At 64.6% G+C, this 25,098-nt stretch carries 27 protein-coding genes and 1 pseudogene; 13 read left to right on the top strand and 15 right to left on the bottom strand.

The features are described 5' to 3' along the window. Nucleotides 1-116 precede the first annotated feature (116 nt). The 6 genes from dnaA to mutM form a co-directional block, all read right to left on the bottom strand. Nucleotides 117-1,526 (bottom strand): chromosomal replication initiator protein DnaA, encoded by a 1,410-nt coding sequence (gene dnaA / locus V0U35_RS02280; protein WP_330195029.1) that lies wholly within the window; start codon nt 1,524-1,526, stop codon nt 117-119. 420 nt (nt 1,527-1,946) lie between these two features. Further along, nucleotides 1,947-2,216 carry a 30S ribosomal protein S20 gene (rpsT, locus tag V0U35_RS02275; protein WP_330195028.1) on the bottom strand — a complete coding sequence of 90 codons (270 nt, stop codon included), beginning with the start codon at nt 2,214-2,216 and terminating at the stop codon, nt 1,947-1,949. A gap of 101 nt (nt 2,217-2,317) precedes the next feature. Continuing rightward, entirely contained in the window at nt 2,318-3,094 is a 777-nt protein-coding gene (locus V0U35_RS02270; protein WP_330195027.1) for an enoyl-CoA hydratase, read from the bottom strand. Between the two features lie 145 nt (nt 3,095-3,239). Beyond that, nucleotides 3,240-4,127, bottom strand: coding sequence for a TraB/GumN family protein (locus tag V0U35_RS02265; RefSeq protein ID WP_330195026.1), 888 nt, complete (start codon nt 4,125-4,127; stop codon nt 3,240-3,242). Between the two features lie 115 nt (nt 4,128-4,242). After that, nucleotides 4,243-5,112, bottom strand: coding sequence for a TraB/GumN family protein (locus V0U35_RS02260; RefSeq protein WP_330195025.1), 870 nt, complete (start codon nt 5,110-5,112; stop codon nt 4,243-4,245). A 70-nt stretch (nt 5,113-5,182) separates the two neighbouring features. Beyond that, nucleotides 5,183-6,049 (bottom strand): bifunctional DNA-formamidopyrimidine glycosylase/DNA-(apurinic or apyrimidinic site) lyase, encoded by an 867-nt coding sequence (gene mutM / locus V0U35_RS02255; RefSeq protein ID WP_330195024.1) that lies wholly within the window; start codon nt 6,047-6,049, stop codon nt 5,183-5,185. A gap of 47 nt (nt 6,050-6,096) precedes the next feature. On the opposite strand from mutM, the gene V0U35_RS02250 reads away from it, so the two are divergent. The 3 genes from V0U35_RS02250 (at nt 6,097) to V0U35_RS02240 (ending at nt 8,545) form a co-directional block, all read left to right on the top strand. Next, entirely contained in the window at nt 6,097-6,870 is a 774-nt protein-coding gene (locus V0U35_RS02250; protein ID WP_330195023.1) for a class I SAM-dependent methyltransferase, read from the top strand. Between the two features lie 99 nt (nt 6,871-6,969). Beyond that, nucleotides 6,970-7,311: a YciI family protein gene (locus V0U35_RS02245; RefSeq protein ID WP_330195022.1), complete on the top strand. Its 342-nt coding sequence runs from the start codon at nt 6,970-6,972 to the stop codon at nt 7,309-7,311. Next, nucleotides 7,301-8,545, top strand: coding sequence for an RNA polymerase sigma factor (locus tag V0U35_RS02240; protein WP_330195021.1), 1,245 nt, complete (start codon nt 7,301-7,303; stop codon nt 8,543-8,545). The genes V0U35_RS02245 and V0U35_RS02240 overlap by 11 nt, the downstream gene beginning before the upstream one ends. Here the strand turns inward: V0U35_RS02240 and V0U35_RS02235 are convergent. Then, complete coding sequence (locus V0U35_RS02235; protein WP_330195020.1) at nt 8,542-9,534, bottom strand: zinc transporter ZntB; 993 nt, start codon at nt 9,532-9,534, stop codon at nt 8,542-8,544. The genes V0U35_RS02240 and V0U35_RS02235 overlap by 4 nt on opposite strands. 65 nt (nt 9,535-9,599) lie before the next feature. On the opposite strand from V0U35_RS02235, the gene V0U35_RS02230 reads away from it, so the two are divergent. Then, nucleotides 9,600-10,364: an ion transporter gene (locus V0U35_RS02230; protein WP_330195019.1), complete on the top strand. Its 765-nt coding sequence runs from the start codon at nt 9,600-9,602 to the stop codon at nt 10,362-10,364. Nucleotides 10,365-10,420: 56 nt separating this feature from the next. After that, entirely contained in the window at nt 10,421-11,992 is a 1,572-nt protein-coding gene (gene ubiB, locus V0U35_RS02225) for a 2-polyprenylphenol 6-hydroxylase (RefSeq protein WP_330195018.1), read from the top strand. On the opposite strand, the gene V0U35_RS02220 is transcribed toward ubiB, so the two are convergent. Both V0U35_RS02220 and V0U35_RS02215 read right to left on the bottom strand, forming a co-directional pair. Next, nucleotides 11,989-12,357 carry a winged helix-turn-helix transcriptional regulator gene (locus tag V0U35_RS02220; protein ID WP_330195017.1) on the bottom strand — a complete coding sequence of 123 codons (369 nt, stop codon included), beginning with the start codon at nt 12,355-12,357 and terminating at the stop codon, nt 11,989-11,991. The genes ubiB and V0U35_RS02220 overlap by 4 nt on opposite strands. A 66-nt stretch (nt 12,358-12,423) precedes the next feature. After that, complete coding sequence (locus tag V0U35_RS02215) at nt 12,424-12,834, bottom strand: MAPEG family protein (protein ID WP_330195016.1); 411 nt, start codon at nt 12,832-12,834, stop codon at nt 12,424-12,426. Between the two features lie 141 nt (nt 12,835-12,975). Here V0U35_RS02215 and coaBC point away from each other — a divergent pair. The 3 genes and pseudogenes from coaBC (at nt 12,976) to dut (ending at nt 15,251) form a co-directional block, all read left to right on the top strand. Further along, a pseudogene (gene coaBC / locus V0U35_RS13975) lies at nt 12,976-14,174 on the top strand (bifunctional phosphopantothenoylcysteine decarboxylase/phosphopantothenate--cysteine ligase CoaBC). Nucleotides 14,175-14,239: 65 nt separating this feature from the next. Next, on the top strand, nt 14,240-14,689 hold the full coding sequence (locus V0U35_RS02200) for a hypothetical protein (RefSeq protein ID WP_330195013.1): 450 nt from the start codon (nt 14,240-14,242) through the stop codon (nt 14,687-14,689). A 109-nt stretch (nt 14,690-14,798) separates the two neighbouring features. Then, nucleotides 14,799-15,251, top strand: a complete 453-nt coding sequence (dut, locus tag V0U35_RS02195) for a dUTP diphosphatase (protein WP_330195012.1) — start codon at nt 14,799-14,801, stop codon at nt 15,249-15,251. Nucleotides 15,252-15,284: 33 nt separating this feature from the next. Here dut and V0U35_RS02190 read toward each other — a convergent pair whose 3' ends face one another. Together V0U35_RS02190 and V0U35_RS02185 are read right to left on the bottom strand one after the other, a co-directional pair. Beyond that, a complete protein-coding gene (locus tag V0U35_RS02190; RefSeq protein WP_330195011.1) occupies nt 15,285-16,574 on the bottom strand; it encodes an ATP-dependent DNA helicase in 1,290 nt (429 codons plus the stop codon). Between the two features lie 44 nt (nt 16,575-16,618). Further along, nucleotides 16,619-17,050, bottom strand: a complete 432-nt coding sequence (locus V0U35_RS02185; RefSeq protein ID WP_330195010.1) for a hypothetical protein — start codon at nt 17,048-17,050, stop codon at nt 16,619-16,621. 108 nt (nt 17,051-17,158) lie between these two features. Here V0U35_RS02185 and V0U35_RS02180 point away from each other — a divergent pair, with 108 nt between their 5' ends. Then, complete coding sequence (locus V0U35_RS02180; RefSeq protein ID WP_330195009.1) at nt 17,159-17,929, top strand: HesA/MoeB/ThiF family protein; 771 nt, start codon at nt 17,159-17,161, stop codon at nt 17,927-17,929. Here the strand turns inward: V0U35_RS02180 and V0U35_RS02175 are convergent. From V0U35_RS02175 to V0U35_RS02160, 4 genes are all read right to left on the bottom strand, one after another. Next, nucleotides 17,926-19,986, bottom strand: a complete 2,061-nt coding sequence (locus V0U35_RS02175) for a prolyl oligopeptidase family serine peptidase (protein WP_330195008.1) — start codon at nt 19,984-19,986, stop codon at nt 17,926-17,928. The genes V0U35_RS02180 and V0U35_RS02175 overlap by 4 nt on opposite strands. Nucleotides 19,987-20,050: 64 nt before the next feature. Then, nucleotides 20,051-20,254, bottom strand: coding sequence for a hypothetical protein (locus V0U35_RS02170; protein WP_330195007.1), 204 nt, complete (start codon nt 20,252-20,254; stop codon nt 20,051-20,053). 104 nt (nt 20,255-20,358) lie between these two features. Further along, the gene (locus V0U35_RS02165) at nt 20,359-21,291 is read right to left on the bottom strand and encodes an MBL fold metallo-hydrolase (RefSeq protein WP_330195006.1); all 933 of its coding nucleotides are present in this window, start codon (nt 21,289-21,291) and stop codon (nt 20,359-20,361) included. 67 nt (nt 21,292-21,358) lie between these two features. Then, nucleotides 21,359-21,559, bottom strand: a complete 201-nt coding sequence (locus tag V0U35_RS02160; protein ID WP_330195005.1) for a glycine zipper domain-containing protein — start codon at nt 21,557-21,559, stop codon at nt 21,359-21,361. 65 nt (nt 21,560-21,624) lie between these two features. Here V0U35_RS02160 and V0U35_RS02155 point away from each other — a divergent pair, with 65 nt between their 5' ends. From V0U35_RS02155 to V0U35_RS02140, 4 genes are all read left to right on the top strand, one after another. Beyond that, a complete protein-coding gene (locus V0U35_RS02155) occupies nt 21,625-22,239 on the top strand; it encodes an SH3 domain-containing protein (protein WP_330195004.1) in 615 nt (204 codons plus the stop codon). An 89-nt stretch (nt 22,240-22,328) separates the two neighbouring features. Further along, nucleotides 22,329-22,844, top strand: a complete 516-nt coding sequence (gene fabA / locus V0U35_RS02150; RefSeq protein WP_330195003.1) for a 3-hydroxyacyl-[acyl-carrier-protein] dehydratase FabA — start codon at nt 22,329-22,331, stop codon at nt 22,842-22,844. A gap of 42 nt (nt 22,845-22,886) precedes the next feature. Continuing rightward, nucleotides 22,887-24,101 (top strand): beta-ketoacyl-ACP synthase I, encoded by a 1,215-nt coding sequence (gene fabB, locus V0U35_RS02145; RefSeq protein ID WP_330195002.1) that lies wholly within the window; start codon nt 22,887-22,889, stop codon nt 24,099-24,101. A 29-nt stretch (nt 24,102-24,130) separates the two neighbouring features. Further along, nucleotides 24,131-24,949 carry an enoyl-ACP reductase FabI gene (locus V0U35_RS02140; RefSeq protein WP_330195001.1) on the top strand — a complete coding sequence of 273 codons (819 nt, stop codon included), beginning with the start codon at nt 24,131-24,133 and terminating at the stop codon, nt 24,947-24,949. Nucleotides 24,950-25,098: the final 149 nt, after the last annotated feature.

Here is a 25,098-nt window from a genome sequence, read left to right as displayed (position 1 = left end):
AGTCCAGCCGGAGTGAATCATATGTGAATTGGAGACACCATAGCGAAAAATGCGCACGCGCAAGAGACCCGCCTGCACGCGGCGCAGATTCGCCATCCTGTCAAAGTCTGGAATCGTCAGCCGCCCAGTTCACGGACGAGCTGGTCAATCAGCGCGGCAATCGCGTCATCGTTCTCGATGAGGGTCACAACCTTCTTCACCGCATGGATAACGGTCGAGTGGTCGCGCCCCCCGAACCGCCGCCCGATATCGGGCAGGGACCGGGTCGTCAGCGTCTTGGCCAGGTACATGGCGATGTGGCGCGGCGTGACGATGGCCTTGTTGCGCCGCTTCGACACGATGTCGGCGACCTTGACGTTGAAATGCTGGGCGACCGTGCGCTGGATATCGTCAACCGTGACCTTGCGTTCGCCGGTGATCGCCAGCTCGCGCAGCGCCTCTTCCACTGTTTCCAGCGTCACGTCCCGGCCCATCAGGGCGGTCCGGGCGATGACATTGTTGAGCACGCCTTCGAGTTCGCGCGCACTGGTGGTGATGCGGGCCGCGAGGAAGTCACGCACCGCTTCAGGAACGTCGAGGTCCGGATAGTGTTTTTCGGCCTGGGCCACCTTGCAGTCGAGAATCTTCCGGCGCAGGTCGAGATCCGGCTTCATCATCTGGCAGGCAAAGCCGCCGCGCAGAAGCGAGGCCAGACGCGGATCGCAGACCGGCAGGTCACCCGGCGCGGAGTGGGAAGCGAGAATGACCTGACGGTCATCGGCCATCAGCGCCAGAATGGTGTGCAGGAACTCGTCTTCGGTCTTGGGCTTGCCGGCGATGAAATGCACATCGTCAATCAGCAGGACATCGACATTCCGGACCCGGTCCTTGAACGCCATCGTGTCCCGGGCGCGCATGGCGGACACGAAGCCGGAGAGAAATTCCTCGGCCGTCAGGTAGAGCGCCTTGCGCCGCTGTCCGCCCAGTTCCACCGAATGGGCGATCGCATTGAGGAGGTGGGTCTTGCCGACACCATAGTCGCCATAGAAAAAGGCCGGGTTGAACGGGGACGGCGATGCATTGATCACCGATTTCGCGGCCACGGCCGCCAGCTCGTTGGACGGGCCGACCATGAAGGTGTCAAAGGTGAAGCGCTCGCCGCTGCGGCGGCCAGAGCGGTCCCGCGGCATCGCGGTGACATTGCCCGCATGCGCAGCAGTGTCCTGTCGGGCCGGCTCCGCCTCATCGGCCTCCTCGGCCTGGGGTGCAGCCGACGTGGCCAGGTCTCGATCGCTCAGCACCTCGACCATGCGGCGGGCGGAATCAAAGCTCGCCCACAGCGCCCGGATCCGGGCCCCGGCATGGTCTTCGACCCAGGATTTCGAGAACGCTGTCGGCGCGACGAGAATGACCGCAGACGGACCATTGTCCACGACCCGTAATCGGGCCAGTTCGGCGGAAAAAACCGCCGGTCCATATTCACTTTTCAGGCGCGCCCTGACTTCACGCCAGACATCCGAAATCGCGGGTGCTTTCGCCCCGTCCACCCCTGCGTTTTTTGCCAGATTAGGTCTTGACACCTGCGCCCCCACGGCTTGCGGATTGATGCTCCGTTTTCGAAGCTATATCTTTGTTTTTTCGGACAAACCCCCCCTGTCCAGCCGAGCGTTTATTAGCGCCGCCGCCGGTCGAAAATCTTCCGCATGGGGAAAGTACGTCCTTGTCTCCCTAGGTTACCCGCGAGGCCTCTTTGGTCAATATGACTCAGGGCCCTTTTTCCGGGATTCTTCGCTTGACACGGGAAATCGCAAACAGAGTCCGTCAGTTGGCTCGTTAGCTTTTTTTTAACCTTCTGCAGTCCGCTCACGGAGCGTGTTTTTGGCGCCATAACGGGCTCGAAAGCGGGCACGAAAAAGCCCGCGGGCCGGTGGCCTGCGGGCTTCTGGATTTCGTATCGGCGAGGCCGATCAGGCGCTGGCCATACCCTTCACGCGGGAGGACAGGCGCGACACTTTGCGGGACGCCGTGTTCTTGTGGAACACGCCCTTGCCCACAGCGCGCATCAGCTCGGACTCGGCCTTGACCAGCGCGGTCTTCGCGGCGGTCTGGTCGCCACCGGCGATCGCGGTCTCGACCTTCTTCAGGAAGGTCCGCACGCGCGAGCGGCGGGATTTGTTCACCGCAGTGCGCCGGGCAATCTTGCGGGTCATTTTCTTCGCGGATGCCGTATTGGCCATTCGTCTTCGTCCGTCGTGTCTTTGATGCCGGTCATCCCGGCGAATTCCGTGAGCGGCGGCGTATAGCTCCCTGCCGCCGGGGCGTCAAGCGAGGGCCGCGCTTACTTGTGCTTGAAGTGGGCGGCGCGCTTCTCGGCGAACGCCTCCATGCCTTCGGTCTGGTCTTCGGTGGTGAATTGCGACTGGAAGACGCGGCGCTCCCAGCGCACGCCTTCTGTCAGGCCGATCTCGAAGGAGCGGTTGATCGCCTCCTTGGTCATCATCGCGATCGGCAGCGACTTCGACGCAATCGATTCCGCGGCCTCCATGGCCACGTCCATCAGCTCGTCGACCGCGACGATGCGGCTGACCAGCCCGGCGCGCTCGGCTTCCTCGGCGGTCATCTGGCGTCCGGTCAGGCACAGATCCATCGCCTTGGCCTTGCCCACGGCGCGCGGCAGGCGCTGCGTGCCACCCGAGCCCGGCATCACGCCGAGATTGATTTCCGGCTGGCCGAACTTCGCCGTGGTCGAGGCGATGATGAAATCGCACATCATGGCAATCTCGCAGCCGCCACCCAGCGCATAGCCGGACACGGCCGCGATAATCGGCTTGCGGAAGCGGGCGACCGATTCCCAGGTCTTTTCGAACGGGTCGTTGAGATACAGGCCGATGAAATCGCGGCCCTGCAATTCCTTGATGTCCGCGCCGGCGGCAAAGGCCTTCTTCGAGCCGGTCAGGACGACACAGCCAATGCCGTCATCGGATTCGAACTTGGCCAGCGCATCGGCCAGCTCGCCGGTCAGCGCGTCGCACAGCGCATTGAGCGCCTCGGGCCGGTCCAGCGTGATGACGCCGACGCGCCCTTCGGTTTTCACCTGAATTGTCTTGTAAGCCATGTATCGAGCCGCGAACGGCCTCCGCTTTGAGCAGGGCTGACTTGCCCCCGTCAGATCACAGGGCGGGCGCTATAACCCGAAGCGGCGAGCGGAGTCGAGCATCAGCCCGCACCGCACGCCTTATCGTGATATTTATGACGACGGCCTAGGGCCCTTCGACCGTGTGGCCGCGCGCGCGCAGCATGGCGATCACGCCCTCGTCGCCGGGAAGGTGACCCGCACCGACAGCGATGAAGACCGTGCCTGACCCGGCCAGCAATTCCTCGATGTCGTCCACCCAGCGGGCGTTGCGCTGAACGATGATGATGTCGTGGACTTCCGGGGACTCGTCACGGAAATCGCCATTCATAAGCTCGTCGATCATGGCCTGATCTCCCTCGGCCCAGGCCGTCACCAGCCCGTCGAGCATGCCCGGTGCCTCCTCGATCCGTTCCAGCGTCTGTTCGAGCATAACATTCTCGACCTCTTCGGGCAGACCGCCAAAGAAACCGAGCTGTTCCTCGATGGTTTCGAAATAGGCGAGCGTCTTTCCGGCCTCGTTGGCCATGGGCCAGAGCGTGGCCTCCACTCCGGATTGAGGATCGTAGCCTTGCGCGGAAATGTACTGGAGGGTGATTGTCACCGAGGCGAGCCAGGGCCTCAAGGGCTCCAGCATAGCGGTGGTAAGCCCGACGCGCGGGGCGATACGTTCGAGCAGCGCAGCGCCGTTATCGCTGATCCGGGATGTGAGGGTCTCCCCTGCCGGGTTGAATCCATAGCGCTGGACCAGCGGCACCATAGCGGCCGCTTCCGCCGGATCGTTGACCGGGGCTTCGAAATAGACCGTTTCGGAAGCCTCGAAGGCCGCCATGACGTCCTCGGTCCGCCACACCACGTCAGGGCGCAGGATATGGACCGTCCCGAAGACATAGATGTCGGAATCCTCGTCAGAGAGGTGCCAGATTGACGGATCGGCCAGCGCGGGCGTCGCGAGCAGGACGCTGCCTGCAGCGGCAAGTGCGGTGGTACGGACCCAGGCGGAAAGTGACGTCATGAGAGCAAAGTCCTTGGGTTGACTGCGAAAATTGTCCAGGCAGCGGCAGACTAGACGATCCACGGGCAAAGGCTACAGGGACGCGACGGGTTCGCTTCCCGTGCGTCTCGTGGCCTCAAGGGCCTTCGACCACGTGGCCGCGATTGCGCAGCATGGTGACGACACCGTCCGGCCCGGGGAAATGCGCGGCACCGGCCGCAATCAGGAACACGCCCTCCTCGTCGAGCATGTCCTCGATCTGGATCGCCCAGTTGAGATTGCGGCGGACCAGCACGACGTCATAGAGCGCCGGGGCAAGGTCGCGAATGGCCCCGTTGATGGCCTGCTCGATCTCGTCCTGGTCTCCGGCCAGCCACAACTCGGTGATGTCAGCGGACGGGCGTTCGCGGACCTGCGGCAACAGCGCATCCATCAGCATGGCAATCTGAACATTGTCCGGCAGCTCGGACATCGGCCGGATCTGCTGTTCCGGCGTTTCGAGAAAGGCCAGCTCGGCATCGGTATTTCCGAAATTGAGCGCCTGCATCAGCGTCGTCTCGACTCCGTGGTCCGCGGTCTGACCCCGCTCGGCAAAGCTGAAATTGGCGATCATGAGCGAGACAAACCAGGGCCGGAACCGGTCCAGCGCTTCATAGGGATAGTTCGCCGCCGCCGCGATATCGCGCAAACGGGCCTCGCCTTCCGGCGGCAACATGGCTGACAGGCTCTGCCCCTCGGGAAGCGTCGCCCACTCCATGACACTCGGCATGAAACCGGCCAGAGTCTCGTCATCAACCGGCGTCTCAAGATAGATCACATCGGCCGCGCGAATGGCCGCATCGATCTCGTCGGTCCGCCAGTCGACGCCGGCTGGCAGAACGTGGATGGTCCCGAAGAGGTAAATCTCGGTATCGGCATCCGCCAGCCGCCAGATCGCCGGCTCGGCATGAGCAGACGGTGCGCCGAGACACAGCGCCATGGCAGCAGCAGCCAATACCCGTTTCACGTCGAACACACCTTTCTCCCCTGAAGCGCCGATTAAAACCCACTAGGGCCAGCGCGCCAAGACGAAAGCCTTATCGCTGGCATTGCGGGCAGAAGAATGTCGACCGGCCCGACTGCACGATGCGCTGTATCGGCCCATGGCCCGGGTCCGAGTGGCAAGGCTCGCCCTCGCGGCCATAGACAGCAAAGCTGTGCTGGAAATATCCCAGCGCCCCGTCCGTGGCGGCAAAGTCGCGCAGCGTCGTCCCGCCCGCCTCGATGGCCTCACTCAGCACATTGCGGATATTCCGCACCAGGCGTACGGATCGCGCGCCCTTGATCGTGCCCGCTGTCCGGCGCGGCGAAATACCCGACCGCCACAGTGCCTCGCAGACATAGATATTTCCCAGCCCCGCCACGACACGCTGATCAAGCAGCGCCATCTTGATCGGGGATTTTCGGCCCGACAGCGCGGTGTCCAGATGGGCGGAAGAAAATGCGTTCCCGAGCGGCTCCGGCCCCAGCCCGGCAAGGAAAGGGACGCTCTCTTCCGCATCCGTCGCGAACAGCGCCATGAAACCGAACCGGCGCGGATCGTTGAAGGTGACGCGCGCGCCGCCCTCCATCTCGAAGACGGCGTGGTCGTGCTTCGGATTTCCGCCCTGGCTGTGCACGAAGGCAGCAAGGTCACCGCTGTCCACTTGATCTGCCGTGATCGTGAACCGGCCCGACATGCCCAGATGCATCAGCAGGCTCTCCCCGCCCGACAGCCGCGCGATGAGGTATTTCGCCCGCCGCTCCAGATGCTCGACCGTCTGACCGGTCAGGCGTTCCGCGAACCGGTCCGGGAAGGGAAAGCGCAAATCGGGCCGGTTCTGGCGCGCCGCGAGGATGCGCCGCCCCTCCATGACGGGGGCGAGGCCGCGGCGAACTGTCTCGACTTCGGGAAGCTCGGGCATGAACCGGCTTCTAGCCCGGCGCGGCGGCTTCGCCTATCCTTTCCGCCATGAGCACGACACCAGCAACCGGCGAAACAACCTCTTTCGGCTTCCGCGACGTGAAACGCGAGGATAAGGCCCCGCTTGTGCGTGGTGTCTTCGACCGCTCGGCCCGGCGCTACGACCTGATGAATGACATCATGAGTCTCGGGATCCACCGCGTCTGGAAAGACATGGTGATGACCCGCGCCAATCCGCAGCCCGGTCAGTTGCTGATCGATGTGGCGGGCGGCACCGGTGACCTTGCCCGCGCCTTCGTCGCCAAGGCCGAGATGGTGCGCAAGCGCCGGGGCGGCAAACCCGCCCGTGCCATCGTCACCGACATCAACGAGCAGATGCTGGTCGCGGGTCTGAAGCGGGGCGGCGATCCCCAGCTCGACTGGGCCGTGGGCGACGCGCAGGCCCTGCCCTTCCCCGACGGGTGCACGGACTGCGTGACCATCGCCTTCGGCATCCGCAATGTCACCGACCGTGCGGCCGCGCTTTCCGAGATGCGCCGCGTCCTGAAACCCGCCGGGCAATTCCTCTGCCTGGAATTCTCCCGCCCGACCACGCGCCCGCTCGAAACCGTCTATGACGCCTGGTCCTTCAATGCGATCCCGGCTTTCGGCGAACTGATCGCCAAGGACCGCGATAGCTATCAGTATCTCGTCGAGTCCATTCGCCGCTTCCCGCACCAGGAGGCCTTCGCCGATGAGGTCCGCGCCGCCGGTTTTGCCCGCGTCGAGGTGACGAATTTCTCCGGCGGCATCGCGGCACTGCATACGGGCTGGAAGGTCTGAAGGGCTTTTTTTCGCGCGCCCTGTCGAAATCACGCTTTGCCGGACGTCTGTCCTGTGATCGCATCGCATTGACGCGGGCGAGACGGGAGGAGATGACCCATGCAATTCGTATTTCTGCTGCACGAAGACGAGGCCTATTTCGAGGCCATGGGCGATGAAGAGCAAAAAGCCGTCATTGCCGAGCATTTCGCCTTCGTGGCGGCCTTGCAGGCAAAGAACGCCTTTTCGTCCGGCGCGCCGCTCGCCCCGGCCATGACCGGCAAGCTGGTGAGCGTCAGCGGTGTCGAGGACGGCCCCTATGCCGATAGCAAGGAGCAGGTCGGCGGCTTCTACATGATCGAATGCGCGGACATGGGCGAAGCGCTCGACTGGGCGCGCCAATGCCCGACTGCCAAGTATGGTCGGGTCGAGGTGCGTCCCGTACCGGACTATGGCGGCTGATCCCATCAGTGACGGCGTGCGCGCGGCGGCCGAGGCGGCTGCCCGCGATGCCTATGGCCGCCTTGTCGCGGTGTTGACAGCCCGTACCTGCGATATCGCGGCGGCCGAAGACGCCGTCTCATCGGCTTTCGTCGCCGCGCTCGATGTCTGGCCAAGGCGAGGCATCCCCGACCGGCCCGAAGCTTGGCTGCTGACCGTGGCTCGGCGCAAGCTGATCGACGCCGGACGTAAACAGGCGACGGCCCGCGAGGCGGCTCCGGACATGATCCGTATCGTTGACGAGGCCGCGAGTCGGGCCGAACGTGACAGCGCCTTTCCCGACGAACGCCTGAAACTGATGTTCATCTGCGCCCACCCGGCGCTCGACCCGGCCCTGCACACGCCTTTGATGCTTCAGACCGTGCTGGGTTTCGACGCCGCGCGGATCGGAGCGGCCTTCCTCGTCTCACCCGCAGCGATGAGTCAGCGCCTCGTACGCGCCAAGACCCGCCTGCGCACGCTCCAGCCCGGCTTTATCGAGCCGGACCGGGAGGAATGGCCGGATCGGATCCGCGCCGTCCTGCATGCCATCTACGCCGCCTATGCGGCCGGCGCGGCATCCGGAGCCGGACCGGTTGAGGACGCGGGAGGCCTCATTCGCGAGGCGGCCGCGCTGGCGCGCATCCTGACCGGCCTCCTGCCCGGCGACGCCGAGGCGCTCGGCCTTCTGGCGCTGATCCTCTATGGCGAAGCGCGCCGTCCTGCGGCACGAGACGCGTCTGGCGGTTTCATCCCGCTCGGCCAGCAGGACACGGCGCGGTGGGACATGGCGCTTATCTCCCGGGCGGAAGCCCTGCTGCGCCGGGCGATCGCGATGGATGCCGGCGGGCGTTTCGTGCTGGAGGCTGCGATCCAGTCCGCGCATTGCGCCCGAGCCGTGACACGTCACACGGACTGGGACGCCATCCTCGCGCTCTACGACCGGCTGATTTCCGCCCACCCGACAGCGGGGGCGATAGTGGCCCGCGCCTGCGCTCTGGGGTCAGCGGGTGGGGCCGAAGAAGGCCTTGCAACACTGGAGGCGCTCGACCCGGCACGGATGGTATCCTTCCAGCCTTATTGGGCCGCGCGGGGTTATCTGCTCGCCGTGACCGGGGACATGGCAGCGGCGCGCGAGAGCTATGAAAGGGCAGCCGACCTCGCCACCGATCCGGCAGTGCGGGATTTCCTGAAAGACCGGGCAGCCGGTTCCTAGATCAGCTTGACCCGCCGGTAGATCCAGACCTGCAACGCCCCCAGCCCGACCAGCAGGCCCGTCACGATACCAAAGGCCCAGGGATTCTCCGCCCCGGGAATGCCGCCGACATTGATCCCCAGCAGGCCGGTGATCAGCCCCAGCGGCAGGAAAATCGACGCCACGACCGAGAGCAGCAGCGTGTAGCGGTTCATCTCCTCGGCGCGCTTTTCCAGCATCTGGTCGTGAACGATGGCGGCGCGCTCGCGCACCGATTCCAGTTCCTCGGCCACCCGTGTCGTCTTGTCGCCGGCTTCACGGATACGGCTGCGGTCACGCTCAGTGAGCCAGCTCAAATCCTCGATTGCCAGCGTATTGAGCGCGTCGCGTTGCGGCGCGATGAAGCGCCGAAGAACAATCGCCTGCCGGCGGATGTCGGCGAGCTCGGCCCGGCTTGGTGCGGCCGCGCCTTCGGTATCGAGCACGTCCTCCATGGCGTCGATCTGCTCGTGAAGATCGGCGATGGTCGGCTCCATCCGGTCGGCCAGCCGCAGGGCCAGCTTCGCAACCAGATCACCGGGCGAGACCGGGGCCTGCCCGCGTTCAATAGCCGCAAACATGTCCGCGACGGCATAGAGCGGCCGGCGCCAGACCCCGACAATCCGGCGTCCTTCGACCCAGAGTCGCAGCGAAATCATGTCTTCCGGCTCGGCGCCTTCATGCAGATTGATCCCGCGCAGATTGATGATCGCGCCGTCGCCATGGGTCGTACAGCGCGGGCGGGTATCCTCGGCCGTCAGGGCTTGGTGGATGAAGCTGTCGATACCGCTCTCGGTCTCCAGCCAGTCGAGCGCGGCCGCATCGGTGCCGAGAAGGTGGATCCAGACGAAGCCAAAACTGTTCGTCCCGGGCGGAACGGCCTCGACTGTCTCGAGCGTAGCGGGCGTAGCATGACCCTCGCCATCGAAGGCATAGACCCGGACCGGGAACTGGTCGGCGGCTTCGCTCATGCTTGGCATCCTCGCCCGTGCCGCGTAACGCTAGGGTTAACGAGGGAACGGGGGGCAGGCGGCCCATGAGCGACACACGGACCTGGCAAAGGCGCGTCTGGGCGCAGCTCTACACGACGGGGCGTAGCTTTACCTGGGGCCACTGGGCGGTCGTTTTCGCCATACTCGCCTCGCTCGTCCTCCTGGCGCTGGAAACCGAACCGGACCTGCCGGCGAACTGGCGGCGCTGGATCACACTCGCCGACGCCGTCATCCCAATCCTCTTCGCTGGTGAGTTCGCCCTGCGGGTCTGGGCGGCGGGCGCGAGCCGGCAGTATTCCGGCCTTGTCGGACGCGGCCGCTATTTCCGGCGCTGGGTCGTCATTTTCGATTTCCTCGCCTTCGGCCCCGAACTGATCGTGATGATCCTCTTTCCCGAACTCTGGGCGGCGGCGCGCTGGGTGCGGCTTTTCCGCCTATTCCGCCTGTTGAAACTGTTCTCGATGTTTCCCGCTTTCCGGGAAATCGGCCTGGCCGTACGCGACGCGGGCCGCCGGCTCGTGGCGACCGTGGCCATGGCGGGCATTCTCCTTTTCTGCGCGGCGGCGCTCCTTCATGTGATCGAGGCCGACGTGCAGCCCGACGCCTTCGGCTCGATCCCGCGCGCGCTCTGGTGGGCGGTCGCGACCCTGACCACGGTGGGCTATGGCGATGTCTATCCGGTTACGGCCGCGGGCAAGACGGTCGCCGGTTTCGTCGCCATTCTCGGTGTTGGCCTCGTCGCGCTCCCTGCGGGCATTCTCGCCTCGGCCTTTGCCGAACGATTGGGCAGCGCGCGGCAGAGAAAGTGATGCGCCCGCATGTCGCGCTCGCCATGGGGGCAATGCGCGGCTAAACCTGCCGGTCCATGTTCCGCACGCTCGCTTCCTTCTTCCGCCTGACCCGCGCCGGCCTGACGCTGGCGCGCCATGACGCGATCTTCCCGGCCGAGTACCAGGCGAAATTTCCCGCCCCGGTCCGCGGTCTGGGCGCGTTTCTGCGCCTCTTTGCCCGGCGTGACCGGGAAGGTTCGCCCGGTGAGCGGCTTGCCCGCGCGCTGGAGAAGCTCGGGCCCTCCTATGTGAAGTTCGGCCAGGTGCTGGCGACGCGGGCCGATATCGTCGGACAGGACTTCGCACGCGGCCTGGCCCGGCTGCAGGACCGGATGCCGGCCTTCGACCAGAAGAAGGCCGAAGCGGCCGTTGCCGCCGAACTCGGCAAGCCGCTGTCTGAGCTGTTCTCCGAATTTCACGCGCCGCTGGCCGCCGCATCGGTGGCACAGGTCCACCGGGCGGTGACGACCGATGGCCGCGAGGTTGCCGTCAAGGTGCTGCGCCCCGGGATCGAGGACCGCCTCGCCAAGGACATCCGCGCCATGCAGCTCGGTGCCGCAATCGTCGAAAACCTCTCTCCGGCCTCGCGCCGCTTCGAACCCCGCAAATTCGTCGACACCGTCGCGCGGGCGACCGAGCTTGAAACCGATCTCCGGCTTGAGGCCGCCTCGGCCAGCGAACTCGCGGAGGCCTCGGCGCGGGCCGAGAACTATTTCATCCCCGAGGTGGACTGGCCGCGATCCGCGCGCCGCGTTCTGACAACCGCCTGGGTCGACGGTATCCCGCTGACCGATCCCGATGCGCTTGATGCCGCCGGGATCGACCGGGAGAACCTCGCCATCACGCTGACCCAGTCCTTCCTCGTCTGCGCCATGGACCGGGGCGTCTTCCACGCTGACATGCATGCTGGCAATCTCTTCGCGGATCGCAATGGCGGCCTCTGGGCGGTTGATTTCGGCATCATGGGCCGGATCGGACCGGGCGAACGTCGCTTCCTCGCGCAAATCCTGCATGGCTTCCTGACGCGGGATTACGTGGCAGCCGCCGAAGCCCATTTCCGTGCGGGCTATGTCCCGGCACGCCATTCGGTTGCCGATTTCGCCGCTGCTCTGCGGGCTGTCGGCGAACCCATTTTCGGCAAGAGTGCCGACCAGGTGCCGATGAGCCGGGTTCTCCTGCAGCTCTTCGAGATCACCGACCTCTTCGACATGCGCCTGCGGCCCGAACTCGTGCTTCTGCAAAAGACGATGGTCCAGTCCGAAGGTGTCTCGCGCGCGCTCAATCCGCGTCATGACATGTGGGCGGCAGCCGCCCCGGTTGTCGAGAACTGGATGCGCCGCGAACTGGGCCCTGAAGGCATTGCCCGGGACGCGGTTGATGATCTGAAAGCCCTGCACGCCTCGGTGCGCAAACTGCCCTCCGCCATCGATGACTGGGCCGCGGCGGGCGCGAAAATCCGTTCCGGCGAGATCCGGCTCGACGACGACACGCTTGACCGTTTCGCCGCGCGGGGCAGGAAGGGGGCTTGGGTGCGCTTTGCCAGCTATCTGGCCGTCGCAGGGGCGGCCGGCGCGCTCGCGGCCTGGGCTGTGGCCTCCTCGCTTTAGGGCTTGAGCATCATGAACACGCCCGAAGGCGGGCGCGTCTCCTCTTCGTGCGCCAGCCCCCAGCGGCAAAGCTCCTGCATGATCGGGATCAGGCTGCGCCCCTTGGCGGTCAGATGGTATTCACTGCGGACGGGCCGTGACTGGTAAGGCACGCTCTCGATCAGCCCGTCAGCCTGCATCTGTTTCAGCCGCGCCGCGAGGATATTGGTCGGGATCACCTCATTTGACCCGGCGATATCGCCATAGCGGCGCTTGCCGGCGGCAATGTCGCGCAGGATCAGCAAGGTCCAACGGTCCCCGAACCGGTCCAGCGCCGCGGACAGCGGGCAGTCCGACCGGAGCGGGCGGGCGGCAGCATCAGGCATGACCGATCAGCCTCCATAGTCACTTTCGAAATAAAAGTAACCTGACTCGCCGCCCGGCGAAAACCCCTAGAGATTGATCAGGAAAATGATCCACATCGCGACCAGTACGCCGGCCCCGACCCGGTGCGCCAGGAAGCGCAGCCCCATCGTGTTGATGGTCACGTGGATCAGCGTATGCGCATAGCGCGACGCCACGAAGACCCAGGCCAGCGTCAGCTGCAGACCGCCTGTCTCCTGGCCGGTCGCATAGCTGAGCGCGACCAGCGCATAGAACAGCACCGGCAACTCACAGAGATTGATCAGGTTTCGCGCGGCGTTGCCGACCCAGGCCGGCGGCGGCGTACCCGTCTTGGTCAGCGAGTATTCCTTGGACAATTCGCCCTTGGCGTTGGCGGCAATCCCCAAAATCGTCATCAGGACGTAGACCGCGAGCGTCAGAAGGGCGAGCGCGGCGGCGGCGTGCAGCATGGATGGCATGATTTCCTCCCCGTCAATGTATCGTGGTGGAAAGGCTAGACTGCTTTGCGCACGCCGTCCCGTCCGCTTGGTCCGTTTTCTTGGCGGCCTGGACGGGCTAGGACTGTCGCAGCGGCGGTCGAGACGCGAAAGGCGGGCCTCATGGCGGACAAGCGCATCCTGTTGATCATTGGCGGCGGCATTGCGGCCTACAAGAGCCTGGAGCTGATCCGCGAACTGTCACGGCGTTCCATCGCGACGCGCTGTATCCTCACGGCTGCCGGCTCCGAATTCGTCACCGCCATGAGCGCGGCAGCACTGTCTGGCGACACCGTCTATACCGATCTCTTCTCGCTGACCGACGAAGCGGAGATGGGCCATATAGAGCTCTCCCGCTCGGCCGACCTGGTCGTGGTCGCCCCGGCGACCGCCGACCTTATCGGCAAGCTCGCCAACGGTCTCGCCAATGACCTCGCCTCGACCACGCTACTGGCGACCGACAAGCCCGTCCTGATCGCCCCGGCGATGAATGTGCGGATGTGGGAACACACGGCGGTCCAGCGCAACATCGCGCTGCTCGACGCTGACGGGGTTCACCGCATTGGACCCAACGAGGGCGACATGGCCTGCGGGGAATATGGCCCGGGCCGTATGGCCGAACCGGCCGAAATCGCCGACGCCATCGCACGTCTGCTGGGCCAGACAGGCGCATGACAAGTCTCGCCGGCCGCCATGCCATTGTCACGGCGGGTCCCACGATCGAAGCTATCGACCCGGTCCGTTTTCTGTCCAACCGGTCCAGCGGACGTCAGGGTTATGCCATCGCCGAAGCACTCGCTGACCTCGGGGCGTCCGTGACACTGGTCTCCGGCCCGACCTGCCTGGACGCGCCGTCCGGTGTGACCCGCCTCGATGTCGAAAGCGCCCGCGACATGCTGGCTGCAGTCGTGGCCAAACTGCCGGCGGACATCTTCATCGCTGTCGCGGCAGTGGCCGACTGGCGTCCCGCCCGTGCTGCGGACCGGAAGTCGGATAAAGCCGGACAGACTACACTTCAGCTGGTCGAGAACCCCGATATCCTCAGGCATGTCGCCGGTCTGGAACAGCCCCGCCGGCCCGGCCTCGTCATCGGCTTTGCCGCCGAGACCCATGACGTGCTTGATCGCGCCCGCGCCAAGCGCCTGCGCAAGGGCTGCGACTGGATTGTCGCCAATGACGTGTCCGGTGACGCCATGGGCGGGAACGAGAATGCAGCAATCCTGATCACGTCAGAAACGGAAACCGCCTGGCCGCGGGCGTCCAAATCCCGCATCGCCGAGCAGCTCGCCGTAGCGGTTTCACGCCATCTCGCGAAAGCGTGACAAGGCGTTTATCCCGACTTGCGCTAACGTATCGGCACGTTCGCTAGGTTCACTGGGGAGAGTTCATGAAACGTCCTGTCATTTCCGCACTCATTCTCGGCGCAGCACTTGCGGGGACACCGGCCGCCCTCGCGCAGACCGTGACCGAGTCCAGCTGCCATATCGTCACCAATGACGGCGAAAACCCGACTCCGCTCGTCGGTGTCAGCGTCATGGAGCGCGCGGCCCAGCCCGGCATGTTCTCGCTTCGCCTTCCGTCCGACATGGAAGTCGATGCCCTGCTGTGCTTCCGCTCATCCGCCATTCCCGGCCCGGATGACTGGGAAGTCGTGGCCGCCGGTTTCCCGCTTTATCTCACCGAATCCCGCGCCAGCGGCGACGTGACCACGCTTCTGGAAATCACCGATGACCAGTTCCGCGTCCGCATTATTGACGGCACGCTGACCTCGGCTGAGCGTCAGGCCGTCGCCGCCCGACTGGAATCCTACTACGCCGTCGTCAATTCCGGCATGTAGACCGCATTCAGGGGTCTATCCGCCTCTGGACCGGCCCCGGCAGGACGGTTAAGCCTTCCCGTCCGGGGCCGGCAAACCCAATTTCGGCCATGGATGAAGGAGATCACCCATGTCCGTTATCGTGCGCGTCCGGCCGCTTGACCATTTTTCCGGGCTTGAGCTGCCGCGCTACCAGACGGCGGCGTCGGCTGGCATGGACCTGCCCGCCGCCGTCCCGGACAATGAGCCGGTTGTTATCGCGCCCGGCGAATGGCGGCTCATCCCGACCGGCCTCGCCATCGCCCTGCCCGAAGGCTTTGAGGCGCAGATCCGGCCCCGCTCCGGCCTCGCCGCCAAGTTCGGGATTTCCTGCGTCAACACGCCCGGCACGGTCGATGCGGATTATCGCGGCGAGATCCGCGTCAACCTGATCAATCACGGCCCGGAACCCTTCACTGTGAAGCGGGGCGAACGCATCGCGCAGATGATCGTCGCCCCGGTCACCCAGATCGAATGGGCTCCGGTCGCCGAGCTGGACGATACCGCGCGCGGGGCGGGCGGGTTCGGCTCAACGGGGATTTAGGCCCGCCTCCTGAAGCGGGTTGGTGGACGCCGATTAGATCGGCGCGTCGTGGCAATAGGACGCGACGTCGTCGATGCGCGAATCCATGACGAGATCACGCGGGGATAGCGGCCGAGACAAGCGCAGGCCCTCAAGGCTTCTCGCCCGCGATAGCGCCACATAGGCCTGACCGTGGGCGAACATGCCGCGCGAGAAATCGATATAGACCTTGTCGAGCGTCAGGCCCTGCGACTTGTGCACCGTCATCGCCCAGGCCAGCCGCAAGGGAAGTTGTTTGAACGCGCCGACCACGTCGCGCTCGATGGATTTCTTCGCCGCATCATAGGCATAGCGGTAACGCTCCCACGCGGCCGGTTCGACACGGTGCACGTCCTCGCCGACCCGCACGAAGGCCGCACCGTCTTCGAGGCTGTCAATCTCGCCCAGCGTGCCATTGACCCAGCGTCCGGACGGGTCGTTGCGGATCATCATCACCCGCGCACCGGGTTTTAACAGCAGCGGATCCTCGGTGGGAAAGAGACGCGGATCGAACTGACCTTCCGTGCGCCCGTTATAGGGCCGCGCCTGCCCCGGCAGGCTGGCGAGGCGCGCCGCGTTGATCTGGTGGGCGGCCTGGTTGGTCGGGGTCAGCACGACATGGGTCGCGCTGGCATCGAGCCCCGTCGCCTGCGTCACGCGCTCATTGAGAAGCGCCGCCTCGCTGTCTGAGAGGTCGCCATGGCGTACCCCGCCGAGGATGGCGATGAAGTCCGGGTCGGACTGGCGGAAGACATGATCGAGTTCGACGCGCAGGAAACCCGCCTCGCGAAAGACCGGCGCATTGAAAAAGAACGGCCCGCCATAGCGCTCTTCAAGATATTGCGCGATCTCGCCTTCGACGATGGGCGGCAGCTGGGCGAGGTCGCCGACGAGGATCATCCGCACGCCGCCGAACGGCTCCATGCTGTCCCGGTGCAGGCGCAGCGAATGGTCGATCGCGGCCATCATGTCGGCCCGGACCATGGAAATCTCGTCGATAACAAGGGTTTTCAGTTCTTTCAGCATGCGCGCATTGCGCAACCGGCGGATATCGCCCGGCTCGATGAGGCGCGGCGGCAGGCGGAAGAAGGAATGGATGGTCTGCCCGCCCGCATTCATCGCCGCCACACCGGTCGGCGCGACCACGGCGGCTTCCTTGCCCGCGGTTTCCAGGAACCGCTTCAGCAACGTCGTCTTGCCCGTTCCGGCCCGGCCGGTCAGGAAGATATGGGCGCGCCCATGGGTAAGCAGGTCAAGCGCGGCCTGATTGGGATCGGATTGCGAAGCGGGAGCAGGGGTGGACATGGTGTCCACCCTGCCGTGATTGCCTCGCCGCCGCCAGCGGCTAGTCAGCTGGTCTCGTCGATCTCCGGCGCGACACAGCCATTGCCTTCAAAGCGGAAGTCCGTGACGAAACCGGCCTGGTCGATGATGAAGCGGGTCTCGCACTCGCTCGTCCAGTAGCGCGGCGGCTCATAGACATAGTCGGTATAGCTCTCGGTGCGGGTATGCACCTCGCCGTCCTCGTCACGGTACTGAACGGTGCGCGTGCGCGTCACCGGACGGTTGTATCCGCCCGAGGAATGTTCTTCCTCACGGTAGTAGGTCCAGACCTCGCTGCCGTCCGACAGCGTATCCTGCATCACGGGTGGCCCCATCTCGACAAGAAGCGTATCGCCATGCGCGCCGATATAGCTGGCCGTGCGCTGGCGGTAGCCCTCCGTGGTGGCGCAAGCGGCCAGCAATCCTGCCGTTGCCGTGATGAGAATGAGTGTACGCATGTCCATGGCCTCCCCGTCCGGACGGTTGATCTGTCAGCCTGTGTGGCAGTCCCTGAACACAGGATGAAGGCGATGACGCCACCGCCGCAAGGGTGGTAATGGAATTTCATGAATTTTTCTGATGACGACATCGCACGTTACGCCCGCCATCTGGTGTTGAAGGAGATTGGCGGACCCGGCCAGCAGGCCCTTCGTTCGGCGAAGGTGTTCATCGTCGGTGCAGGCGGTCTGGGCAGTCCCGCCGCGCTCTATCTCGCAGCGGCCGGCGTCGGCCAGATCATACTCGCCGATCCCGACACGGTCAGTCTGGACAATCTCCAGCGCCAGATCCTCTTCCGAACCGCAGACGTCGGCACCCGGAAGGCCGAAACCGGAAAGACGTCTCTCGAAGCGCTCAATCCCGGTGTCACCATCACCGCCCTGACCGAGGCTGTTACCGGCGACAATGCCGCCCGTTTGTTTGCAGGGCATGATCTGGTGATTGATGGCACGGACAGTTTCGAGACCCGGTTCGCGGTCAATGCCGGGTGCCATGACGCCGGTATTGCGCTGCTTTCGGGCGCGGTCGGCCGCTGGGACGGACAGGTCGCGCTCTTCACGTCGGGTCCCACGAAACAACGTCCCCGCGGCGAGCGTGGGCCCTGCTATCGCTGCCTGGTACCGGTCCTGCCCCCCGATGCGGAAACCTGCGCACGCGTCGGTGTGGTCGGGGCGTTAACCGGTGTTGTCGGCTCCATGCTGGCGCTCGAGGCAATCAAGGTGATCACCGGGGCCGGACGCGATTTGTCTGGCCGTCTGATGATGTATGACGGCCTGGACGCCGAAGCCCGGACCGTACGCCTGAACGCTGACCCCGACTGTCCGGTCTGCGGCGGCTAGGGTTCGTCCTCTTCCGCAGCGTCGTCTGCCGGCTCGCCGGCAAACACTTCTCCGCTCCCGCGCAGATCGCCGATCATCCGGTCGAGGAACTCGGTCGACCGCACCAGGATGGAACGCACTTCAGCTCCCTCCAGCGACAGCGAATGCCGCCCGCCCCGGAACTCCTCGTAATGGTGCACCACACCGGCATCCTCGAGGGCGCGGGCCATGTCGCGGGATTGCTCGACCGGCACGATGGCATCGTTATCGCCGTGGAAAAGCAGGACCGGCACGGTAAAATTCGCCGCCAGATTCACCGGCGAGTGCGCCCGCAGCCGGTCTGACTCGGTGCGCGGATCGCCGACGGCTTCGGTCCAGTATTCCAGCGCTTCTTCATTGTCTTCGCTGCGCCAGTAATCCACGAATGCCGGCAGGTCGGTGACCGAAGAACCGGCAATCACGCACTGATAGAGGTCCGGCGTCGTCGCCCCGCCCATCAGTGCGGCATAGCCGCCATAACTGAACCCCATTATGCAAATCCGATCCGGGTCTGCGCGTCCGCGCGAGATCAGGTGGTGAACCCCGTCGGTAATGTCGTCCTGCATCGCGGCACCCCACTGCCGGTATCCGGCTCGGGCAAAAGCTTCGCCATAACCCGACGACCCCCGGAAATTGGGCTGGAAGACCGCATAGCCATTCAGCGCCAGGTACTGGGCGAAAATGTCGAAGTCATAGACATCGCGCATTTCCGGCCCGCCATGAGGCATGACGACGAGCGGCGTGGTCCGGGTCGCGCCGCCTTCGGGAATCGTGAGATATCCGGTCAGGTCAAGACCGTCGCGCGCGGCATAACGGATGATATCGACATCCGCGAGCGCATCGGGAGCAAGGCGCGGCCGGCTGGAATAGAGTGGCTCGATCGAGGCGGCCTGCTCGTCATAGAGATAATAGACGCCCGGCTCGCGCGGGCCGGACACTTCCACGATCATGCGGCCACTGGGTGAGTAGTCGCGCGGCATGACCGAGACCTCGCCGCCGAAAAAATTATCGATTCCGCGATAGTGACGGGCAATGGTTTCGTCGGCGAACTCGATCTGAAGCCGGTCCTCGATATAGGAATAGCCCAGATAGCGCCTGGTGCGCGGATGGATCATTGTCCCGGTCACATCGACCCGGTCATGAGAGCCCGCCGTCTCGATATATTCCCCGGACTCCAGGTCATAGAGATAGACACCGGTCAGCCCGGTCTCGTCCGGGCTGGCGAAGACGTAGATCTGTCCCGGATCATCGGAGGCTCCAGCCCAGTCGAATTCGGGCGCGGCTTCGGAGAGTTCATTGGTGCGGTAGGTGGCGGACCGCCGCCAGCGCCCGGACTCGTTGCGGGTAAACACCGAGACCCGCCGTCCGCGCGAGGAGACATCAACCCGCATCACCGCGCGTCCGTCAGGCCCAGTATACCAACGCGCTGTGCGGTTATTACCGCGCTCGACGATGTCGGCCTCGCCGGTCAGGATATTGACCCGCCACAGATGGAGGGCCTGGCTGCGGTAAGCGGGCATCAGGACGTAGTCGGGCTGACCGGGCAGGATATCGGCCACCTCGTGCAGCTGGATATTGAACAGATTGCGTTCGACCCGGCGGCCTTCGCCCTCGAACAGGATGACCGGGTCATCGAGCGTCCGGCTGGAGAATGACAGGACCCGCGTATACTGAACATCGAAATCGGTTCGGTAGATGCGCACACTCCCCGGCACGCCCAGCGTCACCAGCAGGCGCTCGTCATTGGCCCAGCTGACGCCGAGAATGCGAAACTCGCCGAAGTCCGCCCGCACGTAACCGGACCCACGGGGAGCATCGAGATCGCGGACAGTCAGGCGGTTGCCCTGGCTCTCGTGATCGCCCTGATCGTAATAGGCGATCCGCGTACCGTCCGGTGACAGGCGGGGGCGCGAGACACGGGATTCGGCGAGGAAATCTTCCAGGTGCAGCTCGCGGACATAATCGACCAGGACCTGCGCGCGGCAGGACTCCGCAATCACCAGGCTGAAAACCAGCCCGCACAAGACGAAACGTAACATGTGTGTTGTCCTCCCCGCCCACATCTAAGGGCGGAAATTCAATTCGTGCAATGTGCGGGTGCGATCAGCCGCGATGCCCCGACAGGGCGAGGCCGGCCCAAATGACAAGGCCGGGCACGAGGCCGAATGCGAATCCCAGGAGTCCGCTGCCCGTCAGCGATGCGATGAGGGCCCATAGCAGGAGACCGGCGATGACGCCGACCGCCGGTCCCGTCCAGCGGCGTAGAGGCTTCGGTTTGGACTCTGCAGGCGGCGATGGCTCGACCATGCCCGAAAGGCTGCGCCTGCGCGTCTGACGCCATCATGGTTTGGACATGACATTGCGGTCAGGCGGTTCACGGAAAAGCGAACCGCCACGCCTCATATTGGGCTTTAGTCTTCGGTCGGGGCCGGCGCAGGCGTGCAGCGCATGCCCTCGGGCCAGTTTTCGGCAATGCCAGCCGCATCATTGTAGAGAATGATCACCATGCGCTCGGTACAGATGAAGCCCCAGCTCCAGTCATCATGGAATTCGGCAAGCGGGCCGGCCGCCTGAACCTCTTCGAGACTCATCCCGCCTTCGACCATGGTCGCGACCAGGTTCTGGACGGAACGCAGCATGTGGATGGAGGCCTGCAGATCATCGCGCGTCGCCAGCGGGCCGTGACCGGGGATGATGCGGGTGTCGGCGTCGGTCATCTCGAGCGCGAATTCCATCGCCGCGATATAGCCCTCGACGGTACCGCCCGAGGCCAGGTCGACAAAGGGAAACAGGCCGTTGAACAGGACGTCGCCCATGTGCAGCACATTGGCGTCGCGGAACAGGACGATGGCATCGCCGTCGGTATGGGCGCGCGGGACATGCAGCGCCTCGATCGTCTGGCCATTCATGTGAAAGGTCAGGTCATGGCCAAAGGTCAGGATCGGCAGGATGTCATCCTGTTGGGCCCAGTCCTGGTCCGAATTGGCAATGCGGGTACGGATATTGTGATGGGCGGCGACCGTTGTGCCCTGCGCCTGAAAGTGCCCGTTGGTCGCGGCATGGTCACCATGCCAGTGCGTATTGAGGATGAAGCGTGGCGCACCTTCCGCGCCCAGCTCGGCAATGGCCTCCTCGATCAGGGGGCCGGTTCCCATCAACAGGTCATCAACCAGCAACGTCCCGTCCGGACCCGTCAGGAAGCCGAGATTGCCGCCTGCGCCGGTCGACATCATCACGATGCCGTCGCCGAGATCGGAATTGGTGAAGGTCAGTTGCCGGTCTTGTGCCAAGGCCGGCGCACTGGCCGCAATCAGGAGGGCGAGACAGGCGGTCGTGCGGATCATGGAAGGCCCCTTTTGGATTCTGCCGTCAGATTCAAGGATGACAGTGACAGGACGACGCGCCTGTCCGTCAACCGGAATCGGATGTGTCGCTGTCCTCGGACTGAACACTGGCCTTGCGGACATTGAGCAGCGCCCACATCGCAATGCCGATACCGACCCCGACACCAACCCCGACACCGATATTGTCCATCGCGACCCCGATCGCCGTACCGATCCCGGCTCCCAGTGCGATGAAAACACCGAATTTCGCTGCGGCGGGTCTGGCCATAAGTGGTCCTGCGATCTGCTGCGTTCCGGAAACAGGCAGTGTCGGACCTGACGCCGAACCTGTCCATGCACGATTTTTTACGGCCTGTTCACCGCCATGGGGTTCTGATCGCGGCCATGCTGGGACTCCATCGATTCATCCTCTCCGCCTGTGCCGTTCTGACAGTTCTGGCCGGATCGGCCGCGCTGGCGCAGGACACGCCATCTGGCCTGCCTGTGCCGCGCTTTGTCTCGCTGAAAGTCGGCGTCGCCAATGGCCGTGCCGGGCCCCAGCAAGCCCACCCCATACTCTGGCGCTATGTCCGGGCCGGCCTGCCAATGGAAGTGGTGATGGAAACGCCCGAATGGCGCCGCGTCCGCGATCCTGATGGCGAGCTGACCTGGATGCATAACTCGCTCCTCTCCGGGCGGCGGTCGGTCTATGCGCGCGCTGAAACGCCGCTTCGCGCCCGTCCGCGCGACGACTCGCCTGAAGAAGCCATCGCAGAGGCCGGGGCTATCCTCTGGCTGGAACGCTGCCGGGACGGTTGGTGCCGCCTGGAAGCACAGGGCCGGCGCGGCTGGGCCCAGGTCGGCACGCTGTGGGGTATCTATCCCGAGGAAGGCGGCCCGCCCGTCGAGGCCGCTGGCCAACCTGCCTTGAGCGCCACTGCGGCGCATGATACCGCTCCCGGTCTCTAGCCAGCGGAACGCTTTGCGCTGACGCTGAAAATGGGGTCTATTCGAGACCCTAGCGAGCCCGCGCAGGCGGGCGTCAGACCGGATATTTCATGACCGACCGCCCCAATGCGCTTTCCTATGACGATTTGATGCGATCCGCACGCGGCGAGCTTTTCGGCCCGGAGAACGGCCAGTTGCCCGCCCCGCCCATGCTGATGCTGGACCGCATCACCAAGATCACCGAAGACGGCGGAGCCCATGGCAAGGGCCATATCATTGCCGAACTGGATATCGATCCGGGCAAATGGTTCTTCGAATGCCACTTCATCGGCGACCCCGTCATGCCCGGCTGTCTGGGCCTGGACGCCATGTGGCAGCTGGTCGGCTTCTTCCTCGTCTGGGGCGGTTCACCGGGCAAGGGGCGCGCGCTCGGCGTCGGCGAGGTGAAATTCACCGGCCAGGTGACGCCGGACGTCAAGACGGTCCGCTACGAGATCGACATCAAACGGGTGATCCGGCGCAGCCTTGTTCTCGGCATCGCCGACGCCACCATGTATGCCGACGACAAGCCGATCTATACCGCGAAGGACTTGCGCGTCGGCCTGTTCAAACCCGAAAACATGTAAGTCCTGCCTTCGAGGCAAGAGACCGGGTCAGGGAGAAAGAATATGCGTCGTGTCGTCGTCACAGGCCTGGGGGTCATTTCCCCGATCGGCAACAATGCCGCGGAGGTTACCGACTCTCTTAGGAACGGCCGCAGCGGCATCGGCTTCATGCAGAGCTTCGCCGACCACAATTTCAAATGCCAGGTTGGCGGCAAACCGACCGTTGACCCGGCCGAGCATGTCGACAAGCGCGTTTACCGCTTCATGAGCGAGGGCGCGGGCTGGAACTACATGGCGATGGAACAGGCCATCGCCGATTCCGGCATTCCCGAAGCCGACATTTCCCACCCGCGCACCGGCATCATCATGGGTTCGGGCGGCCCGTCGGCCGGCACCATCGTGTCGGCCGCCGACGTGACGCGCGAGAAGGGCCCGCGCCGCATCGGCCCGTTTGCCGTGCCCAAGGCGATGAGCTCGACCGCGTCGGCAACGCTCGCCACCCCGTTCAAGATTCTCGGCGTGAACTACTCGATCACCTCGGCCTGCACCACGTCGCTGCACTGCATCGGTGCAGCGGCCGAACAGATCCAGTGGAACAAGCAGGACGTCATCTTCGCGGGCGGCTGCGAGGAAATTCACTGGGCGCTGTCTAACCTCTTTGACGCCATGGGCGCGATGTCGACCAAGTATAACGACACGCCCGAGCAGGCTTCGCGCGCCTTCGACAAGGACCGTGACGGCTTTGTCGGCGGGGCCGGAGCCGGCGTGGTCGTTCTGGAAGAATACGAGCGCGCGAAGAAGCGCGGCGCGCCCATCTATGCCGAGATCACCGGTTATGGCGCGACCTCTGACGGCTACGACATGGTCGCCCCGTCCGGCGAGGGCGCGGTGCGCTCGATGAAGCTGGCGATGGAGACGGTGAACACGCCGATCGACTACCTCAACCCGCACGCCACCGCGACGCCGGTCGGTGACATCGCCGAGATGAAGGCCGTGAAGGAAGTCTTTGGCGACAGCGCGCCAATGATTTCCGGCACCAAGTCGATGACCGGCCACTCGCTGGGAGCCGCCGGCGTCCACGAGGCGGTCTATACGCTGTTGATGATGAAGCACGGCTTTGTCGCGCCCTCGATCAACGTATTCGAGATGGACCCGGACATCGCTGCACTGAACCTGCCCATCGTCACCGAGACCCGCGATGCGGACCTGAAAACCACCATGTCGAACTCGTTCGGCTTTGGCGGCACCAACGGCACGGTCGTCTTCTCGAAGGTCTGACCTCACATTCTTCAAGCAAGGACATCCCCATGAGTGACACGGTTTTCCCCAAGGGCGATCTGATGAAGGGCAAGCGCGGCCTCGTCATGGGCGTCGCGAACAAGAATTCCATCGCCTGGGGCATTGCCCAGCAGCTTGCCGCGCAGGGCGCGGAACTGGCCTTTTCCTACCAGGGTGAAGCGCTGGAGCGCCGCGTCGCGCCGCTGGTGGAGAGCCTGGGCGGTGAGCCCTTCATGATCCCGGCCGACGTCACCGACGACGCCTCGATGGATGCCTGTTTCAAGGCGATTGAAGACAAGTGGGGCAAGCTCGACTTCCTCGTCCACGCCATCGCCTTTGCCGGCAAGGACGAGCTCGTCGGCTCCTTCACCGAGAACACCACGCGGGATGGCTGGCGGCGCGCCATGGAGATTTCCGCCTTCTCTTTCGTTGATGCCGGCAAGCGCGCCTCGCGCCTGATGCCCGACGGCGGGTCGATGGTGACGCTGACCTATCTCGGCTCGGAACGGGTCGTCCCCAGCTATAACGTGATGGGCGTCGCCAAGGCCGCGCTCGAAGCCTCGACCCGCTACATGGCCCGCGATCTCGGCCCCAATGGCATCCGTGTCAACGCGCTTTCGGCTGGCCCGATGCGCACCCTCGCCATGGCCGGCATATCCGGCGGCAAGGCGCTGATGCGCACCGGACGCGAATGGTCGATGATGAAGGAAGACACGCGCATGGAAGGCGTCGCCGGCGCGGCGCTCTACCTCCTCTCCGACCTCGGCCATTCCTGCACGGGCGAGACGCTCCATGTCGATGCCGGCTTCCACGCCGTCGCCGTGCCCAGCATGGATGACGACGAGTAGGACTCCCGCTCGACCCTGTCTCAGAGTTTGAAAACCCCGCCGGATCACTCCGGCGGGGTTTTTGCGAACAACTTTAAGTTGATTTGCTTCATTTTGTGTGAGAACATTGGTAGAACATTAAATGCTTTCTGGGTAAAAAACCGACACTA

It is taken from the genome of Hyphobacterium marinum (assembly GCF_036330325.1).
GTDB lineage: Bacteria > Pseudomonadota > Alphaproteobacteria > Caulobacterales > Maricaulaceae > Hyphobacterium > Hyphobacterium marinum.
The sequence above is the reverse complement of the archived record's forward strand: the minus strand, read 5'-3'. Positions and strand labels throughout refer to the sequence as shown.

What these genes read in the sequence shown, in the direction of transcription:
- V0U35_RS02140 (WP_330195001.1), top strand. Translation starts at nt 24,131, where the DNA reads ATGAGTGACACGGTTTTCCCCAAGGGCGATCTGATGAAGGGCAAGCGC.
- ubiB (WP_330195018.1), top strand. Translation starts at nt 10,421, where the DNA reads ATGTTCCGCACGCTCGCTTCCTTCTTCCGCCTGACCCGCGCCGGCCTG.
- V0U35_RS02265 (WP_330195026.1), bottom strand. Translation starts at nt 4,127, where the DNA reads ATGACGTCACTTTCCGCCTGGGTCCGTACCACCGCACTTGCCGCTGCA.
- V0U35_RS02245 (WP_330195022.1), top strand. Translation starts at nt 6,970, where the DNA reads ATGCAATTCGTATTTCTGCTGCACGAAGACGAGGCCTATTTCGAGGCC.
- V0U35_RS02215 (WP_330195016.1), bottom strand. Translation starts at nt 12,834, where the DNA reads ATGCCATCCATGCTGCACGCCGCCGCCGCGCTCGCCCTTCTGACGCTC.
- V0U35_RS02160 (WP_330195005.1), bottom strand. Translation starts at nt 21,559, where the DNA reads ATGGCCAGACCCGCCGCAGCGAAATTCGGTGTTTTCATCGCACTGGGA.
- V0U35_RS02200 (WP_330195013.1), top strand. Translation starts at nt 14,240, where the DNA reads ATGAAACGTCCTGTCATTTCCGCACTCATTCTCGGCGCAGCACTTGCG.
- V0U35_RS02190 (WP_330195011.1), bottom strand. Translation starts at nt 16,574, where the DNA reads ATGTCCACCCCTGCTCCCGCTTCGCAATCCGATCCCAATCAGGCCGCG.
- V0U35_RS02155 (WP_330195004.1), top strand. Translation starts at nt 21,625, where the DNA reads ATGCACGATTTTTTACGGCCTGTTCACCGCCATGGGGTTCTGATCGCG.
- V0U35_RS02240 (WP_330195021.1), top strand. Translation starts at nt 7,301, where the DNA reads ATGGCGGCTGATCCCATCAGTGACGGCGTGCGCGCGGCGGCCGAGGCG.
- V0U35_RS02185 (WP_330195010.1), bottom strand. Translation starts at nt 17,050, where the DNA reads ATGCGTACACTCATTCTCATCACGGCAACGGCAGGATTGCTGGCCGCT.
- V0U35_RS02175 (WP_330195008.1), bottom strand. Translation starts at nt 19,986, where the DNA reads ATGTTACGTTTCGTCTTGTGCGGGCTGGTTTTCAGCCTGGTGATTGCG.
- V0U35_RS02250 (WP_330195023.1), top strand. Translation starts at nt 6,097, where the DNA reads ATGAGCACGACACCAGCAACCGGCGAAACAACCTCTTTCGGCTTCCGC.
- V0U35_RS02220 (WP_330195017.1), bottom strand. Translation starts at nt 12,357, where the DNA reads ATGCCTGATGCTGCCGCCCGCCCGCTCCGGTCGGACTGCCCGCTGTCC.
- V0U35_RS02170 (WP_330195007.1), bottom strand. Translation starts at nt 20,254, where the DNA reads ATGGTCGAGCCATCGCCGCCTGCAGAGTCCAAACCGAAGCCTCTACGC.
- V0U35_RS02180 (WP_330195009.1), top strand. Translation starts at nt 17,159, where the DNA reads ATGAATTTTTCTGATGACGACATCGCACGTTACGCCCGCCATCTGGTG.
- V0U35_RS02165 (WP_330195006.1), bottom strand. Translation starts at nt 21,291, where the DNA reads ATGATCCGCACGACCGCCTGTCTCGCCCTCCTGATTGCGGCCAGTGCG.
- rpsT (WP_330195028.1), bottom strand. Translation starts at nt 2,216, where the DNA reads ATGGCCAATACGGCATCCGCGAAGAAAATGACCCGCAAGATTGCCCGG.
- V0U35_RS02230 (WP_330195019.1), top strand. Translation starts at nt 9,600, where the DNA reads ATGAGCGACACACGGACCTGGCAAAGGCGCGTCTGGGCGCAGCTCTAC.
- V0U35_RS02235 (WP_330195020.1), bottom strand. Translation starts at nt 9,534, where the DNA reads ATGAGCGAAGCCGCCGACCAGTTCCCGGTCCGGGTCTATGCCTTCGAT.
- dut (WP_330195012.1), top strand. Translation starts at nt 14,799, where the DNA reads ATGTCCGTTATCGTGCGCGTCCGGCCGCTTGACCATTTTTCCGGGCTT.
- fabA (WP_330195003.1), top strand. Translation starts at nt 22,329, where the DNA reads ATGACCGACCGCCCCAATGCGCTTTCCTATGACGATTTGATGCGATCC.
- fabB (WP_330195002.1), top strand. Translation starts at nt 22,887, where the DNA reads ATGCGTCGTGTCGTCGTCACAGGCCTGGGGGTCATTTCCCCGATCGGC.
- V0U35_RS02270 (WP_330195027.1), bottom strand. Translation starts at nt 3,094, where the DNA reads ATGGCTTACAAGACAATTCAGGTGAAAACCGAAGGGCGCGTCGGCGTC.
- mutM (WP_330195024.1), bottom strand. Translation starts at nt 6,049, where the DNA reads ATGCCCGAGCTTCCCGAAGTCGAGACAGTTCGCCGCGGCCTCGCCCCC.